At 68.0% G+C, this 18,569-nt stretch carries 16 protein-coding genes; 4 read left to right on the top strand and 12 right to left on the bottom strand.

What is annotated here, in order from left to right; translation table 11 throughout:
• The first annotated feature begins 37 nt into the window (after window positions 1-37).
• A complete protein-coding gene (locus tag I7X43_RS12435) occupies window positions 38-694 on the top strand; it encodes an MBL fold metallo-hydrolase (protein WP_198101263.1) in 657 nt (218 codons plus the stop codon).
• Here the strand turns inward: I7X43_RS12435 and I7X43_RS12430 are convergent.
• From I7X43_RS12430 to I7X43_RS12420, 3 genes are read right to left on the bottom strand one after another with little or no spacing between them, the layout of a single operon-like run.
• On the bottom strand, window positions 678-2,489 hold the full coding sequence (locus tag I7X43_RS12430; protein ID WP_198101262.1) for an ABC transporter substrate-binding protein: 1,812 nt from the start codon (window positions 2,487-2,489) through the stop codon (window positions 678-680). The two genes, I7X43_RS12435 and I7X43_RS12430, sit on opposite strands and share 17 nt — an antisense overlap.
• Before the next feature lie 4 nt (window positions 2,490-2,493).
• Complete coding sequence (locus tag I7X43_RS12425; RefSeq protein ID WP_198101261.1) at window positions 2,494-3,426, bottom strand: M48 family metallopeptidase; 933 nt, start codon at window positions 3,424-3,426, stop codon at window positions 2,494-2,496.
• A gap of 14 nt (window positions 3,427-3,440) precedes the next feature.
• The gene (locus I7X43_RS12420; RefSeq protein WP_198101260.1) at window positions 3,441-5,000 is read right to left on the bottom strand and encodes an AmpG family muropeptide MFS transporter; all 1,560 of its coding nucleotides are present in this window, start codon (window positions 4,998-5,000) and stop codon (window positions 3,441-3,443) included.
• 29 nt (window positions 5,001-5,029) lie between these two features.
• Between I7X43_RS12420 and I7X43_RS12415 the strand changes: the two genes are divergently transcribed.
• Entirely contained in the window at window positions 5,030-5,542 is a 513-nt protein-coding gene (locus tag I7X43_RS12415) for a flavin reductase family protein (RefSeq protein WP_198101259.1), read from the top strand.
• On the opposite strand, the gene I7X43_RS12410 is transcribed toward I7X43_RS12415, so the two are convergent.
• The 9 genes from I7X43_RS12410 to I7X43_RS12370 form a co-directional block, all read right to left on the bottom strand.
• Window positions 5,521-6,948 carry a hypothetical protein gene (locus tag I7X43_RS12410; protein WP_198101258.1) on the bottom strand — a complete coding sequence of 476 codons (1,428 nt, stop codon included), beginning with the start codon at window positions 6,946-6,948 and terminating at the stop codon, window positions 5,521-5,523. The genes I7X43_RS12415 and I7X43_RS12410 overlap by 22 nt on opposite strands.
• Window positions 6,949-6,965: 17 nt before the next feature.
• Window positions 6,966-7,901, bottom strand: a complete 936-nt coding sequence (locus I7X43_RS12405; protein ID WP_198101257.1) for an ABC transporter ATP-binding protein — start codon at window positions 7,899-7,901, stop codon at window positions 6,966-6,968.
• The gene (locus I7X43_RS12400) at window positions 7,898-8,296 is read right to left on the bottom strand and encodes a GntR family transcriptional regulator (protein WP_198101256.1); all 399 of its coding nucleotides are present in this window, start codon (window positions 8,294-8,296) and stop codon (window positions 7,898-7,900) included. The genes I7X43_RS12405 and I7X43_RS12400 overlap by 4 nt, the downstream gene beginning before the upstream one ends.
• Before the next feature lie 126 nt (window positions 8,297-8,422).
• Window positions 8,423-9,637, bottom strand: a complete 1,215-nt coding sequence (locus I7X43_RS12395; protein WP_198101255.1) for a hypothetical protein — start codon at window positions 9,635-9,637, stop codon at window positions 8,423-8,425.
• A gap of 24 nt (window positions 9,638-9,661) precedes the next feature.
• Window positions 9,662-10,150, bottom strand: coding sequence for a hypothetical protein (locus I7X43_RS12390; protein WP_198101254.1), 489 nt, complete (start codon window positions 10,148-10,150; stop codon window positions 9,662-9,664).
• Window positions 10,147-10,791 (bottom strand): RNA polymerase sigma factor, encoded by a 645-nt coding sequence (locus I7X43_RS12385; protein ID WP_198101253.1) that lies wholly within the window; start codon window positions 10,789-10,791, stop codon window positions 10,147-10,149. Before I7X43_RS12385 ends, I7X43_RS12390 begins: the two co-directional genes overlap by 4 nt.
• A 56-nt stretch (window positions 10,792-10,847) precedes the next feature.
• Entirely contained in the window at window positions 10,848-12,653 is a 1,806-nt protein-coding gene (locus I7X43_RS12380) for an ABC transporter substrate-binding protein (protein WP_198101252.1), read from the bottom strand.
• On the bottom strand, window positions 12,650-14,464 hold the full coding sequence (locus I7X43_RS12375; RefSeq protein ID WP_198101251.1) for an ABC transporter substrate-binding protein: 1,815 nt from the start codon (window positions 14,462-14,464) through the stop codon (window positions 12,650-12,652). The genes I7X43_RS12380 and I7X43_RS12375 overlap by 4 nt, the downstream gene beginning before the upstream one ends.
• Before the next feature lie 3 nt (window positions 14,465-14,467).
• Window positions 14,468-16,309, bottom strand: a complete 1,842-nt coding sequence (locus tag I7X43_RS12370; protein WP_310737564.1) for an ABC transporter substrate-binding protein — start codon at window positions 16,307-16,309, stop codon at window positions 14,468-14,470.
• Window positions 16,310-16,576: 267 nt separating this feature from the next.
• Here I7X43_RS12370 and I7X43_RS12365 point away from each other — a divergent pair, with 267 nt between their 5' ends.
• Window positions 16,577-17,515 (top strand): ABC transporter permease, encoded by a 939-nt coding sequence (locus tag I7X43_RS12365; protein WP_198101250.1) that lies wholly within the window; start codon window positions 16,577-16,579, stop codon window positions 17,513-17,515.
• Window positions 17,512-18,567, top strand: a complete 1,056-nt coding sequence (locus I7X43_RS12360; protein ID WP_198101249.1) for an ABC transporter permease — start codon at window positions 17,512-17,514, stop codon at window positions 18,565-18,567. The genes I7X43_RS12365 and I7X43_RS12360 overlap by 4 nt, the downstream gene beginning before the upstream one ends.
• The last annotated feature ends 2 nt before the right edge of the window (window positions 18,568-18,569 follow it).

Genomic DNA, 18,569 nt, shown 5'->3' with positions numbered 1-18,569 from the left:
GATCTAATCCAGCTCAGTCGAACCCCCCAATCAGCCCATGTTGCGCTACGAAATCCTGCCGGTCACCCCTTTTCAACAAAACTGCTCGCTGGTTTGGTGCGACCAGACGCAGGAGGCGGCGCTGGTGGACCCGGGCGGCGAGATTCCTCGCCTGTTGGCGGCGGTGAAGGCCCGTGGGCTCACGCTCAAAGCCTTGTGGCTCACGCACGCCCACATCGACCATGCCGGTGCGACGGGCCAACTGGCGCGGGAACACGGGCTGCCCATCGTGGGCCCACACCCGGGGGACCAGTACTGGATTGATGGGTTGCCGGAGCAAAGCCGGATGTTTGGCTTCCCCCAGGCCGAGGCCTTTGTGCCGACGCGCTGGCTGGCTGATGGCGATACCGTCCAGTTGGGCAAGGAAACCGTGCAGGTGCGCCACTGCCCCGGCCACACACCGGGCCACGTCGTGTTTTACAGCCCCACCGCCCAGCGGGCCTTTGTGGGCGACGTGCTGTTCGCGGGCTCGATTGGGCGAACGGATTTCCCTGGCGGGAACTACGACCAACTCATTGCCTCCATCACGCAGCGCCTGTGGCCGCTGGGCGAGGACACGGTGTTCATCCCTGGGCATGGGCCCGAGTCCACCTTTGGGCAGGAGCGGCGTAGCAACCCCTTTGTGGCGGACGCCGCCCTCAGTCGAGGGCGGTGAAGCGCCACCAGTCGCGCGTGAAGGGGTGGCGCCGGTAGCCCACCACACCGGGCTGCGTCAGGTCCACCCGCAGGGCGTGAAAGTGCGGCAGGTAGGGCTGGTAGGCCAGCATCAGCCGGTTGGCTTCGCGCATTGCTGCCAGGCGCTCGGCGCCGTCGGGTAGCGCACGCTGGCGTGCATAGGCTTGGTCGTAGGCGGGCAGCACGAATCGGGCGTCATTGGCTTGACCGGCATTGGGCCCGTAGGCCAGCGCCAGGAAGAAGTCACCATCGGGCTGGCCCGTGCTCCAGCTGTAGCTCCACATCTGCAGCCGTCCGGCCAGCGAGTTCTTGATCAATTCGCCGAACTGCCCGCTCTCAAAGACGATGCGCAGCCCCACGGCCTTCATCTGCTTGAGCCACAGCTCATTGATCGCGCGCTGGCGGCTGTCGTTCAAGCCGGACATGCGCAGCGTGAGGGGCTGGCCGCTCGGGTGCTCACGCCACCCGTCACCGTCCCGGTCGTGATAGCCGTACAGGTCCAGCAGGGCCCGGGCGCGGGCCACATCGCCGCGGCCGTGGGGGCTGATCAGGGTGGGGTCGTAACCCACCACACCCGGCACCACCATGGACTGCGCCGCCACGCCCTGGCCTTTGAATACGGAACGCAGTTCGGCCTCGTTGTCGTAGGCCAAGGCGATGGCTCGCCGCAGTGCCACCCGTTCGGGGCTCAGACCGCCGAGGTCGGCGTCCTCGCAATTGAAAAACGTGTGGCGAACCGAGGCGTCCAGCTGGCTGCGAGCTTGCACCCCGCGGCGCGCGAGATGAGGGGCCAAACGCCCTCCGGGCATCACCGCCGGGGCCAAGGTGGGCGGTAGCTCCAGGACATCCAGCTCCTGACCATAAAAAGCCAGCCAACGCGGCTGCTCTTCCAAGATGACTTGCATCTCCACGGCGTCAACAAGGGGCAAGCGCCGGCCCTGCAGGCGGGCCAGGAGGGCCCGGTCCTCCTCCGACAGCGTGGTCGCCAGGGTGTCGAAGACCTGCTCGCGAAAGCGGGGGTTGCGCACCAGGCGAACCTGCGATCCGCGCCGCCAGCGTTGCAGCATGAAGGGCCCCGTTCCCACGGGGTGGGCGGGCAACTCATCTCCGTAGCGCTCCACCACCTCACGGGCCAAAGCCCCCGTGAGCCCGGGCACGGCGAAGAGTTGCACAAAGCGTGGGTCGGGTCGCGCCAGGCGCACCTCAAAACGGTACCGGTCCAGCACCCGCAGGCCCGCCACCGGCGCGTCGTAGTCCAGTCCGGCTTTGGCTTGAAGGGCGCGTGCGCGCAGCTCGTTCAAGCCCAGGATGCCTGCGTTCTCGAAGTGGAAGAGGTGTTCCGTGGGGTTGCTCGGGTCGAAATAGCGTTTGAGGCTGTAGACATAGTCTGCAGCCACCAGTTCGCGCGGTCGACCGCCAAAGGCGGGGTCGTCGGCGAAGTAGGTTCCCTCGCGGAGCGTGAACACAAAGCGTGTGAAGTCGTCGCTGACCTCGGGCAGGGCCGCCGCGGTTTGCGGGCGCAAGCGTGCGGGCCGCGCCAGCAGGTCGTAGGTCAGGGGGCTTTCGAAGATGTGGGCGTTGATGGTGACCGAGCTGCGGTCACTCACGCGCACCGGGTCGAACCCCACCTCCGCGATGTCGGTGCCCACGCGCAGCACCCGCTCGGCGGTCGGGCGGGGTGCCGCGCCAACTTGCGCGCGGGTCGCGAGTGGGGCAGCCAGCCCCCACGTGAGCCACGCCCGGCGGGTGCACAGCGGGCGCAACCGTTCACGCAAGGGGTCAGCCCTTCAAGGCTTCGGCGGGCGGGAAGCGGCGGTCCGGTTTGGGGGCCCGGGCGTACAAGCTGGCCACATCGGGCTGGTTGCGCTGGATGTCTTGAATGCGCTCCGGGCCGGCCGGGTGCGTGCTCGCATAAGTGGAGAGCAGTTGCAGGATGCGGCTGTCGGGGGATTGCTTTTTCTGTCCCATTTTTTTCCACAGGCTCACGCCGGCCTGGGGGTCGTAGCCCGCGCGGGCAGCCAGTTCCATGCCCACCAGGTCGGCTTCCGATTCATCTTCTCGACTGAACTTCAAGGTCAGCAACTGGGCCCCCAGGTTCATGGCGGCGTCGCCGAGGTTGCCCAGTCCGAGCAAGTTGGACAACACGCTGGCACCGACGCGGGTCGCGGCCGTCTTGCCCATGCGCTCGCGGGCGTGTTCACGCAGCGCATGGGCGACCTCGTGGCCCATGATGGCTGCCACTTCATCGTCACTCAGCTGCAGTTCGGCCAGGATGCCGTAATAAAACGCGATCTTGCCGGCAGGCATGCAAAAGGCATTCAGCTCTTTGCTGGCCAAGATGTTCACTTCCCATTTCCACTGGCGAGCGCGGGGGTTCCATTCCGCCGTGAAGGGCAGCATGCGCTGGGCGATGTAGCGCAGGCGTTGAACTTGGGGGTGGGTCCCGGGCAAGAGCGCCCGTTTTTGGTTGGCTTCGCCCAGCATGCGCTGGTACTGCAATGACGCCCCTTGCTCGATGTCCTCCGCCGGAACCAATTTGGTGAATTTGCTCCGTTCTCCGACTTGAACCCCTTCGCGCGCCCAAGCGGGCGCAGCCGCTCCCGCCACCAAGAGACCCGTGAACAACCGCCGGCCAGGCCGGCTGGCGGGGCCGCAGCAATCGCAGCGGCCGAAACCGTAGGTGGGGGCGTGATCCAAGTGCAGCGTTTCCATGGCGTGGATTTTCATCAATCGTCCGCAGCAACGGGGCCCGTGGGGGCATCCAGTCGCTCAATGGGCGGGCGCAGCCACCACAGCAGCAGCAACCCAGGCAGCGCAAACCCAATGCTCACGATGAAAAACACCGGCCAGCCCAGGCTCTCGGCCAGCACTCCGGCCAGCGGGCCGACCCACACGCGCCCCACCGCCGAGAGCGCTGACAAGAGCGCGAATTGCGTGGCCGAGTAGCGCTGTTGGCACAGCGCCATCAGGAAGGCGATGAAGGCCGCCGTGCCCATGCCGCCGCAGAGGTTGTCGAAGGCGATCACGGCCAGCAAGCCGCCGTCCAGCACGGTGGGCTGGGCCAGTTTGACCAGGCCCCAATCAAAGGCCGGCACCGTCAGGCTGCCCCAAGTTCCGCTGCCCCCCACGGCCAGGCCCCAGTAGCCCAGGTTACTCACCGCTTGCAGCACGGCAAACAGCCACAGCGCGCGCCACAGGCCCAGGCGCAGCATCAAGGCGCCACCCAGCAACGCGCCGGCGATGGAGAGCCACAGGCCGAAGATCTTGTTCGCCACCCCAACCTCGGCGGGGCTGAATCCCATGCCCGTCAGCAGGAAGGGCGTCAGCAGGCTGACCGAGAACGCGTCCCCCAGCTTGTAGAGCACGATCAGGCCCAACATGGCGGCGGCGCCCGGTTGCGCCAAGTAGTCGCGCAGCCCGCCCAGCAGCGTGTCGTAGCGCGCCCGGCGTGCGGCCCAGGCCGCCAGCGGGCCGACCAGCAGCAGGCCCAGCAGCAGCACCAGCAGGTCCACCCACTTGCCGCCCAGCGGCGTGGCGGGGGCGAGCACGGCTTTCAATGCGGGCTCCAGGCCCCGCTGGACCAGGAACACGCCCAGTGCCACGGCGGCGAGCACGGCGGCAAAACCCAGCAGGTCGCGCCGGGCGTCGGTTTGGGGCCGCTCCGCCTGCGGCAGGCGCGGGCTCAGGAGCAGGGTGACGACGGCAGCGCCCGCCATCAGCGCCGCGAAGCCCCGGTACACCGCCGGCCACGTCAGGCCGCCAGCGGTCGGGTCCACCCAGATGAAGGCCAGACCGCCGCTGACGATCATCGCCAGCCGGTACCCGAGCGTATTCAGGCTCGCGCCCAGCGCACGCTCGGGGGCCGGCAGCAAATCAGTCCGGTAGGCGTCGTAGGCCGCGTCTTGGCTGGCCGACAAAAAGGCCACCAGCAAGGCCAGCGCCGCAAAGGGGCCGAGCTGCTGGGCGGGGTCCAGTTGCGCCAACCCCAAGAGGGCCAGGGCCAGGAGCGCCTGGCTGAGCGCAATCCAACCCCGCCGGCGCCCGAACAGCGGCAGGTCAAAGCGGTCCAGCAGCGGTGCCCACAGGAACTTGAAGGTGTAGGGCAGCCCCACCAGGGTTAGAAAGCCAATCGTGGCCAGGCTCAAGCCCGCTTGAGTGAGCCAGGCCTGCATCGCCTGGCCAGTCAGCGCCAGGGGCAGCCCGGACGCAAAACCCAGCAGCGTGATGACCAGCAGGCGGTGGTAGCGGCCGAAGGCACGGAGTGGGGCAAGACGGTCGGTGGACAAGGGGCATTCCGGGAAAGGGCAAGCGCGCGATGCTACGCGCCCCGACAATCGGTCCCGTGAACGCCCCCAACCCCCAATCGCTGCGCGCCGCCCTGGGCCTTTTTGCCACCGGCGTGACCATCGTCACCGCCCGCGGGGCGGATGGGCGCTTGGTGGGGCTCACGGCCAACAGCTTCAACTCGGTCTCGCTGGAGCCACCGCGCGTGCTGTGGAGCCTGTCCCAGCGCGCCGGCTCCTTGCCCGTTTTTGCGCAGGGCAGCCACTACGCGATTCACATCCTGGCCGCCGAGCAAATTGAGTTGGCCCAGCGCTTTGCCACGCGTGACATCGACCGCTTTGCGGGCCTGACCTTTGACGAGGGCGCCGGCGGCGTGCCGCTGATCCCGGGCTGTGCCGCCGTGTTCGAGTGCGCCAACCGCAGCCAATACGAAGAGGGCGATCACATCCTCTTCGTGGGCGAGGTCGAGCGCTGCACCCACCGCCTGGGGGCGCAGCCCCTGATCTTCCACGGCGGGCGGTATTACACGGAACTGCCGTTGTAGGTTTGGCGGCCGGCCGGCAGCGGGGCCTGGCGCAGGCCGCGCCACAGCACCTGGGCGCCCAGGGCGCTCAGGAGGACCGAGGCGCCCAGGCTCAGCGCGGGCGGCAGGCCGATACGTTCGGCGCCCAGGGCCGGCAGGGCCATCAGCGCGGGCAGGAAGGGCGCGATACGGTCGACCCAGCCGGGGCCCTGGGTGCGGGCGCGCAGCAGGCTAAAGCCTTGCAGCAAGCCCAGCGGCAGGCAGGCGGCGACGTAGGCCGTGCCGTACACCAGGCTGGGCGGGTGGGAAACCGCCAGCAGCCCCAGCAGCATTGCACTGCCCAAGCTCCACAAGGCCAGGTGCTGGCGCCCCCAGTACAGGGCCAGGGCCTGCGCCTGCTGGGCGCCCTGCGGCACGCCGGGCAGCAAGACCAGCAGGGCTTGCTCGCGCCGCGTGCCCCACAGCATGCGCGCTCGGATCAAGGGAGCGCTGAGCAAGAAGCTGAAGGGGCCGATGGACAGACCGAGGCGGGCGCCCTGGCCGATCTCATCCCAGGGCGGGGCCTTGGGCAACAGGAGCAGTAGGCTGACGAGGGTGCCCACGAGCAGCATCAAAAAGATGCTGAAGATCCACAGCTGGCTGGCCCAGTGGCCGTTGCGGCTGAGCACATGGTCCAGCCGCGCGAGCACGGTGCGCGGGTCGGCCCGGCGCACCAGGGCGGCGCGGTGCAGGGCTTGTGGCCAGTCGAACAGGGATTCCAGGCGCCGCACCCAGGGCGCCTGGTGGCCATCGGGGCGGCCTTCGCGGGCGGCCCGGGCCGCCGCTTGAAGGGCTCGCTCGCGGGCATGCCGGCGCTGCAGGGTGGTGCCGTTGCGGGCGACACAGGCGGCCAACAGGAGGGCGTACGCCCCAAACGTCAGGGCTTGAATGCTGAACGGCGGGTTGAGCGAAATTTGTACATTGGGATTCCAGGAGTCCAGCAAAGCAAGCCAGACGGGAAATAGATAGATGGGCCAAAACAGCGTGGGCTCGCACACCATCCAAGCCAGCAGGACTACGCTCAGCCCCACCATCAACAACCAAGGACCCGGCCCTGTGGATGCGTAAAGGCAGCCGGCGCCCAACAGGGTTACGACCAGGCCCTGGATCAGCAGTTGGCGCCGTAGCGCCGCGTAATGACCTGGCACCAACTGCGCCAGGCGGGGCTGGTTTTGGCGCAGCAAGGCGGCTACCTGGTTCCACCACAGCACGACCAGCCAGACCAAGGCCAATGCTGGCAGCCAGTTGGAAGCCTGTGCCAGCAGCAGCACCGGCAGGCTGGTTCCGGCCAGGGTCAGCAGCAGGCCCAGGTGCTCGCCCGGGGTGCGGCGCTGCTGCCAGGGCTGGCGCCAGATCGCGACCTGCGGTGGCGGGAGAAAGCGGTGCATGGGAGGCTCCTCGGGGCTCAGGTCAGGGCTTCAAACAGGTCTTCCAGCGTGACCCCTTGGGCTTGCACGCCAGGGTGCGCCGCCGCCCCGCGCACCAAGGTGCGGCCACCGACCTGGGCCAGGAATTCCCCCCCGGCAGCCTGCAGCGCGGCCGGAGGGCCGCTGAGCCATTGGCATTCCTCGAGCAGCTCGTCCAGCGGCGCCTGCAGGCGGATGCGGCCGGCTTGCAAGAAGGCCACGTTGAAGGCCACGCGCTCCAGGTCGCTGAGGATGTGGGTGGAAAACACGACGGTGGTGCCGCGGTCCAGCACCTGCTCCACCAGCTCGCGCAGGAAGTCGCGGCGCGCCAGGGGGTCCAGGCTGGCCACGGGCTCGTCCAGCACCAGCAGCTCGGGCTCGTGCGCCAGGGCGCGGATGATGGCGAGCCGCTGCTGCTGGCCGCCGCTCAGGCGCCCGATGGGCTGGTCAGTGGGCAGCTGCCAGCGCTGCAGCAGGTGGTTCACGCGCGCCTCGTTCCAGCGCGGGTAGAAGCTGCGGAAGTAGGCCAGCATCTCCGTGGCCGTCAGCCCCTCGAACAAGTCGTTCTGCTGCGGCACGTAGCCGATGCGGGCGCGCACCGTGTCGTCGATCGCGGTGGCGGGCTGACCAAAGAGCCTCACTTCGCCGGCCAGCGGCTCGCGCAGGCCCAGCAGGGCCTCCAGCAGGCTGGTCTTGCCGGCGCCGTTGCGGCCCAGCAGGCCGACGACCTGGCCCGGTTGCAGGCGCCAGTCCAGCCCATTCAACACGGCGGGGCCGGCGTTGCCGTAGCGCAGGCTCAGGCCCGTGATGTGAACCGGGGCGGCGGTGTCCGGCGTTGCTGCCGTGGCATGCAGGCTGAGCCCGGCGGATGCCGGGGCGGCGGCGTGGCGCGGGGCCTTCCACCAGGGCAGGGCCAGGTTGGTGAGTCGGCTCATGAAGATTTCCCTTCCTCAAGAAGTTGGCGCAGCAGGGTCAGCACCTGCTCGGTGGGGACGGCGAGCTCGCGCGCCTCGGCGGCGGCGCGTTCCAGGGTGGGGCGCAGCGCTTCAATGCGCTCGGCTTTGGGGGCCGCGCCGGTGTGGCCGGCCGCAATCACCATGCCCAGGCCGCGGCGGCGCTCCAGCAGCCCCTCGGCTTCGAGCAGGCTGTAGGCCTTGGAGATGGTCATGGGGTTCACGGCCAGCGCGGCGGCCAGCTCGCGCACCGAGGGCAGCTCCTGCCCCGCTTGCCACTGCCCCGCGGCCACGCGACGGCGCACCTGGTCCATCAACTGGCGGTAGATGGGCTCGGTGGAGCCGGTGTGAATCAAAAAGGGAAGCGTGTCACCCATTCGACTAGTGTATCAATGCACCAATACACGTGTCCACATGGAAAAAGTCATGCAATAAAAAAAGCCACCCGAAGGTGGCTTGGGGCTGGGGAAAGGCCGGCGCCGTCCGGGCGCGGCCCCAGCCACTCAGGTCTTGGTGTTTGACGCGGCGGCACCGGGTGCGCGCGGCGCACCGGGGGCTCGGGCGGCGGGCTTCTGGTAGTCGGCGGGGACCTTCATCAGGCTGGCCTCGGGCTCGCCGCGCTTGAGCTTTTCCAAGCGGTAGCTGACCTCGCCGCTGCGCGGGTCGTGGTCACGGCTGGAGACGGTGAGCATCAGCTCCGGTGAGGTCCAGACCTCGCGGCTGATGACGATGGGCTTCTCGTTGCCGATCTTGCCGGCCTCGATGGTCCAGGTGGTGCGCTCCCCGTTGACCTTGACGCCGTCCACCTCTTTGGCCGGCAGGGCGGTTTGCACCCCTTCACCGCGCGGCATGAACTGGCGCCAGCCCATGGGGCCGTCAAAGGCGCCGGCCATGGGCGGCATCGGGGGCATCGGGGGCATGGGTGGCATGGGGGCCATGGCCGGGGCGGGGGGCAGCGGCGGCAGGTGCTTGGGCAGGTCGCTGAAGCGGTAGACCCGCACATCGCGCTGGCGCTGGGGCTCGCCCTCGCCGTGGCGGATGACGACTTCGTTCTCAATCACCACCTGGGGCTCACCGTCGGCCGCGGGCGTGCCGGGTGCGGCTGGCGCGGCGGGGGCTTTGGGGGCTTTGCCTTCTTTGCCTGGTGGCAGGGGCGGCACAGGGGGCTTGGGCGCATCGCCGGGGTGGCGCATGTGTTCGCGCAGGCGCTGGCTCAGGTCGCGTGCCCACTCGCCCCACTCGTGGCCCATGGCCTGACCCCAGGCGGCCCAGCCGGCCGGGCGGGCGGTTTTGCGCTCGGGGTCGAGCACCCAGGACTCGCGGCTCACCGGGTCGGTCAGGTACACGAGCTTGGTGCCGCCGTCGCGCTGCACTTCGCGCCGGGTGCGGCCCTCGCCATCGCGGCACAGGCGGGTGGTCTGTCGCTTGACGATGCGGTTGCCATCCGCCAGCGGCTGCACGGTTTCGTGAACAGCGTCCGCGCAGTAGGGCGCGCCCTTGACCACCCGCTCGCGGCCCATCTCGACATGAATCATGCCGGGCCCCTCCGCCAGGCTGTGTTGCACGCGGCGGACTTCGGCCAGCGCCTGCGTCACCTCGGCCTCGATCTCCTGGTGCAGCACGTGCGGGTCGGGCAGGGTGAGGTGCAAGCGGGTGGTCTGGGCGCTGGCCCCCAGGGCCAGGCTCAGGGTGCTGAGGGCAATCAGGGTGGGTTTCATGCGGGTCTCCAAAGCGGGGCGGGGTTACTGCAAAAAGCGCACCGCCAGCACTTGGCCGTTGCGGTGCATCATCAAATCGGCGCGCACGGTGTCGGCCGCACGGCTGGTGTCGTAGGGCAGGCCCATCAGGGCCAGGCGCTCGCGGGGGATGTCGGCGGGGACGACCCACACGGGCTCGTCGTCGCGGGCCAGTTGCTGCCACTGCTCCTCGCTGACCAGGCGCCAGAAGTCGCCGGCCGGTTGCGGGGCGGTGTCGGGGCGCGCCAGGTTCAGGGCCAACGCCAGCGCGGCCAGCGTCAAGATCACCCCCAACACCAGCAGGCCACGAGGGGTTTGGGGCCCTTCGTCCAGCAGCGCAGGGCCCAACGCAGCCGGACGCAGCAGCGGCAAGGCTTGCTGGCGCCGCCACTGGCGCTGCAGTTGCAGCAGCACGGCCGCATCTTGTTCGGGGCTGGGGCGTTGACGGCTGAGCCCCAAGCGAGCTTGCGACAAGACGTTCTTCAAGGTGTTCATGCGGGGGCTCCCCGGTGTGCTGCCAACCGCTGGGCCAATCGGGCCCGGGCCCGATGCAGACGCGTGCGCAACACGTCCTCGGTCACCCCGGCCACGGCAGCGGCTTCGGCGTAGCTGCGTTCTTGCAGGTCCACCAGCACCAAGGCTTCGCGTTGCGACCAGCTCAGCGCGCGCACGGCCTGCCAAACGGCCGCGTCGTCTTGCTGTTGCACCAGCAACGCGTCGGGGCTGTGGGCCAGCGGGTGCTGGGCTTCCAGCTCCTCGGTGTCCGGCAGGGGCTCGCACTGCTGACGCCACTGGCCCAGCAGGTGGTGGCGGGCGATGCCCGCCAGGTAGGCGCCGAGCCGGCCGCGGGCCGGGTCAAAGCCTTGCGGGGCGCGCAACCACTGGCTGAAGGCCTCCTGCATGGCGTCCAGCGCAGCAGCCTCGTCGCCGGCCAAGGCCAGGGCGTAGCGGTAAACGGCGCCGGATTCGCGGCGGTAGAGCAAGGTCAAGGCCTGCTCGTCTCCCTGCGTGAGCCGCGCGACCAGTGCAGCTTCGTCGTCATCCCCCACGCTCGTGCGGGGGGCCAGACGGGTCAGCCAACTCATCAGCATCAGCGGGGCGGCAGGTGCAAGGGCCAGTGAAAGGGTGGGTTGCATGCCCCGTATGGCGATTCGCCCCCGGGGTCGTTACTCCGGATAAACCCGGGGTGGGCTCAGGCTTTGGGCTTGCGCGCGGGGTCGATGTCGATCAGGTGCCAGAACTCGTTGCGGAACAGCGGGCGCCGGTAGCCGAGCACCCAGGGGTGGGCCAGGTCGTTGACGATGCGGTGCACGTGCACCTTCATGGGCATGTAGGCGACCTGGAGGCGCTGGATCTCGCGCAAGAGCGCCTGTCGCTCGGGGCCGTCCGGCAGGGTTTGGACCTTTTCGTACAGCCGGTCGTAAGCGGGGAGCTTGAAGCGCGAGTAGTTTTGATTGCCCGACTGCGGGCCGTACAGCCGCGCCAACATGCCGATGGGGTCGGGGTAATTCGCCGTGCTGCCCAGGAACCACAGTTGCAGCTTGCCGGCGCGCGCCTGCTTGAGCTGCTCGGGCCACTGGCCGTACAGCACCTTCATGCGCAGGCCCACGGCTTTAAGGTTCTTGAGCCACATCTCCTGGAAGCGGCGGGAGTAGTTGTCCGGCTGCGAGGCGTATTCCAGCGTCAGCGGCTGGCCGTCGGGGTGCTCGCGCCAGCCGTCGCCATCGCGGTCCTGGTATCCGTACAGGTCCAAAAGCGCATTGGCCTTGGCCGGGCTGAACTCGCCGTTCTCGCTCCTGAACGCCGGGTCGTAGCCCGTGGTGTGGGGCAGCAGCAGGCTTTGGGCGCGCACGGCCTGGCCCTTGCGAACCTGTTGCACCTCGGTGTCCAGGTCCAGCGCCAGGCTGATGGCGCGCCGCAGCGCCACGCGGTGGGGCTCAAACCCGCCGAGCTGCGGGTCCTCCATGTTGAAGAAGGTGAAGGCGCAGTCGGCGGCCTGGTGGCGGTAGTGCTGGATGCCCTGGCGGGCCAGGTTGGGTGCCAGCTTGTTGCCGGGGAAGGCAATGGGCGCGTACTCGCCCGGCACGCGCTCGATGAAATCGTGCTCACCCCCCAGAAAACTCAGCCAACGCGGCTGCTCTTCTTCAATGGGCGTGATCTCCACGCGGTCGATCATGGGCAGGCGCCGGCCTTTGAAACGGGCCAGCAGCTCGCGCCCCACGTCGTCGCGCGCTTCGCCGTCGTAGAGCACCTCGCGGTAGGTCGGGTTGCGCTCCAGCGCAATGAAGCTGGAACGCCGCCACTGCACCAGGCGGAAGGGGCCCGTGCCCACGGGGTGGGCCATGAGGTCGTCGCCGTAGCGCTCCACCACCTCGCGGGCCACGGCCCCGCGCAAGTCGTTCTGCGCCAGGATCTCCACCAGCCGCGGCCGCGGGGCCTTGACGCGAATCTGCAGCGTGTAGCGGTTCAGGGCGCGCAGGCCTTCGATCTCGCGGTCGTAATCGAAGGGCTTGCCTGGGGTGGCGGCGGCGCGCAGTTCGGTGAGGCCCAGGATGCCCTGCTCCTCCAGCTCCGGCCACATGGGGCTGACGTTCTTGGGGTCGGCCGAGCGTTTGAAGCTGTAGACGTAGTCCTGCGCCACCAGTTCACGCCGTTGGCCCTTGAAGGCCGGGTCGTCCTGGAAGTGAATGCCGGGTTTGAGGCGGATCGTGAACTGCGTGAAGTCCGCGTTGACCTCGGGCAGCGCGACGGCCGTGTTGGGCACGATCTTCACCGGCCGCGCGACGGGGTCGTAGCCGTACAGCGCTTCGAAGACGTGGCTGGTGACGAGGCGCGAGTAGGTGTCGCTGATGCGCACCGGGTCAAAACCCGTTTCCGCCGCCACCAGGGCCATGCGGAAGACTTTCTTTTCAGGCTTGACGTCCGCTTCGGGTGCTGCGTGCAGCGCAGCGGGCATCAGGGCCAAGCTGCCCAGGGTTTGGCGACGGTTGAGCGTCATGGGCGAGCGGCTTCGGGGGTGATGTCCACGTATTCCCACCAGTTCTGCCAGAACACCGGCCGGCGGTAACCCTGCAATTGCGGGCGTTCGATGTCCAGGTGGAAGCGGTGGCCCTTGTACTTGTAGGGCATGTAGACGTTGGCGAGGTCGCGCAGGCGGTCGAGCAGGACGTCGCGCTCAGGGCCGTCGGGCAGCACCCGGATCTGGGCGTACAGCGCATCCGCTTCCGGGTGCTTGAAGCGCGCGATGTTGTTGCCACCCGCGTGGCTGCTGGCCAGGCGCGAGGCCGAACTGCTGGCGTCCGGCAGGGCGGAGGAGTAGCCCACCATCCACATCTGCAGCTTGCCGGCGCGCGCGGCCTTGAGCTGCTCGGGCCACTTGGCGATTTTGAAGGGGATGCACAGGCCCACGCGCCGCATGTCCTTGTGGAACAGGTCGTCGATCTCGCGCTGGTTGCCCTCGGGCGCCGTGGCCATGCTCAGGTGCAGCGGGCCGCCATCGGGGGCCTCGCGGCAGCCGTCGCCGTTCACGTCGCGGTAGCCGTAGGTGTCCAGCAGGGCTTTTGCCTTCGCTGGGTTGTACTCGCTCATGTGACTGCGGTAGCCGGACCGGTAGCCCGTGGTGTGCGGCGGGTAGTTGCCTTGGGCCGGGATGGCCTGATTGCGCCTCACGAGTTGAATCTCGCGCGCCACGTTCATCGCCAAGCCAATGGCGCGGCGCAGGGCGACCTTTTCGGCGGTGAGGCCGCCCACCACGGGGTCTTCCATGTTGAAGAACATCAGAAAGACGTCGGAGCCCAGGGTGCTGTGCAGGCGCATCCCCTGCCGCGCCAAGTTGGGCGCCAGCAGGCCGCCCGGGGCGGCGATACCCGTGTAGGCCTCGGGCACCCGCTCGATGAAGTCCTGCTCGCCGCCCAGGAAACTGAGCCAGCGCGGCTGGTCCTCGGCCAGGATGCTGACTTCCACGCGGTCGATCATGGGCAGGCGCCGGCCCTTGAAGCGAGCCGCCAGAGTCTGGCCCTCGGCGTCGTCCGCGCTGGGCTGGGCGTCATAGAAGCGCTCGCGGTAGCTGGGGTTCTTCTCCAGCACGATCAGCGAGCCGCGGCGCCAGCGCGCCAGCTGGAAGGGGCCGGTGCCGACGGGGTGAGCCATGCTGTCGTCGCCATAGCGCTCGATGACCTCGCGCGCCACGGCACCGAACAGGTCCACCGCCAGCTCTTGCGCGAAGTGCGGCATCGGCGCTTCCAGCTCAAAGCGCAGCGTGTAGCGGTCCAGCACCTGCAGCCCCGGCAAGGGTTGGTCGTAGTCGAAGGGCTTGACGCCCGCCAGCGCCTGCTCGCGCAGGGCGTTCAGCCCCTTGAGCTTCCAGGCCTCGACGGTCGTCCAGTTGGGGCTGGCGGTCTTGGGGTCGGCAAAGCGTTTGAGGCTGTAGACGTAGTCGGCCGCTGTGAGCTCACGACGCTGGCCCTGGAAGGCGGGGTCGTCCTGGAAGTAGACCGCCGGGCGCACCCGAACCGTCCACTGCGTGTAGTCGGCATTGGGCTGCGGGAGTTCGGTGGCGGTCAGGGGTCTGAGCTTGACCGGCCGCGCCAGGTGGTCGTAGGTCACCAAGGGTTCGAAGAGGTGGGCGGTGACCACCCGCGAGTACAAATCGCTGATCTTGGCCGGATCAAAACCGGTCTCGGCGACTCGAAAGGCGTAGCGCAGCGTCTTGGGCGCCGCCACGCCGTCGGGGGCTCCGCTCTGGGCTTGCGCCGTCCCCAGACTCAGGGCGCAGACCACGCCCGCCACCCACAACCAACGGCCCGTCATGGCTCAGCGCCCCGCCTGCGCCTGCAGCGCCGGGTCGATGTCCAGGTACTGCCAGAAGTCGCGCCGGAAGATGTTGCGGTCGTGGCCGATCACCCAGGGTTGCGTCATGTCGGTGAACACGCGGTTCACGTGCACCTTGTAGGGCATGTAGGCCACCAGCAGCTTGTCCATGCGCTCCAGCAGGGCCTGGCGCTCGGGGCCGTCGGGCAGTTGGCGCTGGCGCTCGAACAGCTGGTCGTACTCCGGCAGTTTGAAACGTGCGTAATTGGCCTGACCAATGTTGGCGCTGTAGGCCAGGCCGAGGTGGTCCTCGGCGTCAGGGATGCTGGCGCTCCAACTCACGCCCCACATCTGCAGCTTGCCAGCGCGCGCGGCCTTAAGGTTCTCCGGCCACTTGGCGAGCTTGAATCGAATGCGGATGCCCAGCCGGTCCATGTTCTTCTGCCACAGCTCGGAGAGCGCGCGGTTCTGGCCGTCGGGCTGGGTGTGGTACGTGATCTCCAGCGGGCTGCCATCCGGGCGCTCGCGCCAGCCGTCGCCGTCGCGGTCCACAAACCCGTGTAGATCCAAGAGCGCCTTGGCCTTGGCCGGGTCGTATTCCCCCATCTCGCTTTTGAAGCGGGGCGAGAAGCCGAAGGTCTGCGGAGCGATCAGCCCCTGGGCCGCCTTGGCCTGACCCTTGCGCACGAGGCGGATCTCCTGGTCCAGGTTGGTGCCCAGGCTGATGGCGCGGCGCAGCGCCACCTGCGCCGGCTGAAGGCCACCCACTGTCGGGTCTTCCAGGTTGAAGTAGCTGACCACGGCATCGGCGCGCACGTAGCGGTTCATCTGCATGCCCCGCTTGGCCAGGTTGGGTGCCAACTGGCCGTTGGGCATGGCGATGCCTGCAAACTCGGCCGGCACTTCTTCCGTCAGGTCGGCCTCGCCCTTCACAAAGGCCAACCAGCGCGGCTGGCTTTCTTCAATGATGGCGATTTCGATGCGGTCGATCATGGGCAGCTTGCGGCCCTTGAGCTTGGCAGCCATGGCCTGCAGGTCGGGCCGGTCGGCCGGCGGCTCCTCGTTGTAGAACTCGTCGCGGAAGTGCGGGTTCTTGACCAGCACGATGCGACTGGAGCGCCGCCACTCGTCGTTCTTCAGCATCCAGGCGGCCGTGCCCACCGGGTGCTCCATGATCTTGTCGCCGTAGAACTCAACCACCTCGCGCGCCACGGCGCCCACCATGGGATCGGCCAGGCTGTGAATGAAGCGCGGGTTCGGGCCCTTCAGCGTGATCTGCCAGCGGTACTTGTCCAGCACCTTCAGCCCTTCCACCTCGCGGTTGTAGTCAAAGGGTTGTTTGGTCTTTAGGGCTTGCTCGCGCAAGGCGTCCAGGCCCAACACGCCGGCGTTTTGCAGCACGTAGAGGTTGCCGCTCTTGTTGGCCGGGTCGTAGTGGCGTTTGATGGCGTACACGTAGTCGGCCGCCACCAGCTCACGCTTGACGCCCTTGAAGGCCGGATCCGGCGCGAAATAGAGGCCCTTGCGCACGGTGAAGGTGAACACGCGGTGGTCGGGGCTGACCTCGGGCATTTCGCAGCCCGAGGGCTCCAGCTTGAACGGTCGGGCCAGTTGGGCGTAGCGCAGCGGCGCATCAAAAATGCCCGCGGTGATGGTGCGCGAGTACAGGTCCGTCACCTGGGCCGGGTCAAAGCCGGTCTCGGCCACCCGGAAGGCGTAGCGCAGGGTTTTGATCGGCGCTTTTTCAGCGGCCGGCGCGGCCGTTGTTGCGGGGCTGGGCTGCGCCAGGGCCGTACCCATACCCAGCGCTGCCGCCAGCGCACCTGCCCAATTCCATCGATTCACAGCACACCCCTCGCCACACACAACGCAAGCACAAGCGCCGCCCCCGCCGTTCGGTGACGACAGGCTGCGGCGCGCCGCGCGAGTGTAGGGATTTCGGGAAATCCCGGGGGCAGGGATGGCCCGAGCATGACCTCCGCCACCCAGGCTAACCCCAGCCCCCTGCATTAGGGTTCTCGCCTAGACTCGCGCCCGGCCACCCCGGTGGTCGGCACCCCGCCGCTGGCGGGGTTTGTTTTAGGGCCTAGACGTTTGCGAAGGAGCCGCCCCATGACGGCTTATTTGATCCGGCGCCTGTGGCAAATGATCCCTACGCTGCTGGGGGTCGTGCTGCTGGTGTTCTTCTTGTTCAAGTGGTTTGGCGGCGACCCGGCCGAAATCCTCGGTGGCCTCTCGGCCACGCAGGCCCAGATCGACGCCATTCGCGAGCAACTGGGGCTGAACCGCCCGGTGTGGGAGCAGCTCTGGATCTTCATCCAGCAGATCGTCACCTTTGACTGGGGCAAGAGCTGGGCCACGAACGAGGCGGTGAGCAGCCTCTTCATGAGCCGGGTGCCGGCCACGTTGACGGTCATGGTGCCGCTCTTGATCCTGGAAGTGGCGCTGGCCGTGCCGTTCGCGATGGCCGTGGCCTATGTGCGCGGCAGCCTGATCGACCGCTCGGTGATGGTGATCACGACCGTGATGGTGTCCATCTCGTTGCTGGTCTACGTGATCATTGGCCAGTACTTGTTTGCCTTCCGCTTGGGCTGGTTCCCGGTGCAGGGCTGGAGCGATTCGGTCTGGACCAACCTGGTCACCTACGCCCCGCTGCCCGTGCTGCTGGCGGTGTTCGTGGCCCTGGCACCGCAGACGCGCCTTTATCGCACCTTCTTCCTGGACGAGATCGGGCACGACTACGTGCGCACGGCGCGGGCCAAGGGCCTCTCTGAAAAGACCATTCTTTTCAAGCATGTGCTGCGCAATGCGCTGATTCCCATCATGACCAACGTCTCGGTGCTGCTGCCGGGGGTGTTCGTGGGCAGCTTCTTGCTGGAGATCTTCTTCTCCATCCCGGGCCTGGGCCGCGAGATCGTGCTGGCGGTGAACCGCAGCGATTACCCCGTCATCCAGGCTTTCGCCATTTACCTGTCGGTGATCACCATGCTGGTGAACCTGCTGACGGACATCCTCTACAAACTGGTCGACCCGCGGGTGGTTCTGAAATGAGCACGGCTGTGGTGCAAAGCAATTCGGGCAAGGCGGGCGTTTCGCGTTCGCAAGGCGTGTGGGCGGCGGCGTGGAAGCGCCTGCGGGCCGACCGCGTGGGCATGGTGTGCCTGAGCATCGTGGCGGCCTTCATGCTGCTGGTGGTGCTGGTGCTGGCGGGAGCCGTGGCCAAGGACTGGCAGTCGGAAGTGGGTGTGCCCAACGCCCCGCCGCACTGGGTGGGCCCCATGCCGGCGGAGGCCACGGGCAGCATTGCGGCGCCCACCGGGCCGAATGTGGATTTGTCGGACATCGACCCGCTCGCACCTCGCTACAAGGAGTGGGAAGAGGCGGCCAAGAAGTACCAGACCCTGGATGCCGTGCGCGCCGAGACCCTGGTGCTGGGCGGCGACCGCCTGGGCCGCGACATCCTGCAAAAGGTGATCAAGGGCGCCGAGGTCTCCATCGTGGTGGGCCTGCTGGCCGCGCTGGTGGCGACCTTCATTGGCACCTTTCTGGGGGCGCTCTCCGGCTTCTTCGGCGGCAAGGTGGGCGACCTGCTGGAGTGGGTCTACAACGTGTTCACCGCCATTCCTTCCATCCTGCTGATCTTTGCGTTTGCGGTGATCTTTGGCCGCGGCGTGCTGTCCGTGGTCATGATCCTCGGGCTCACGGGTTGGACCGGCATTTACCGTCTGGTGCGGGCTGAGTTCATGAAGCACCGCCAGCGGGAGTACGTGCGCGCCGCCGAGGCGATTGGCGCGAGCACCCCATCGCGCATGTTCAAGCACATCCTGCCCAACGTCTCGCACGTGGCGCTGGTGCAGCTGTCGCTGCACGTGGTGAGCTTCATCAAGTACGAGGTGATCCTGAGCTACCTGGGTCTGGGCGTTTCGGTGGACCAGGTGAGCTGGGGGACCATGCTGCAAGAGGCGCAGAGCGAGCTGATCCTGGGTTACTGGTGGCAGCTGGCGGCGGTGACGGGCTTTATGGCGCTCTTCGTGACGGCCTTTGCCCTTTTCACCGACGCGCTGCGTGATGCGTTGGATCCCAAACTCCGCGGGTTGGAGTGACC

The sequence above is a fragment of the Inhella gelatinilytica genome (assembly GCF_016093295.1).
In the GTDB taxonomy this organism is placed as follows: Bacteria; Pseudomonadota; Gammaproteobacteria; order Burkholderiales; family Burkholderiaceae_C; genus Inhella; species Inhella gelatinilytica.
The sequence above is the reverse complement of the archived record's forward strand: the minus strand, read 5'-3'. Positions and strand labels throughout refer to the sequence as shown.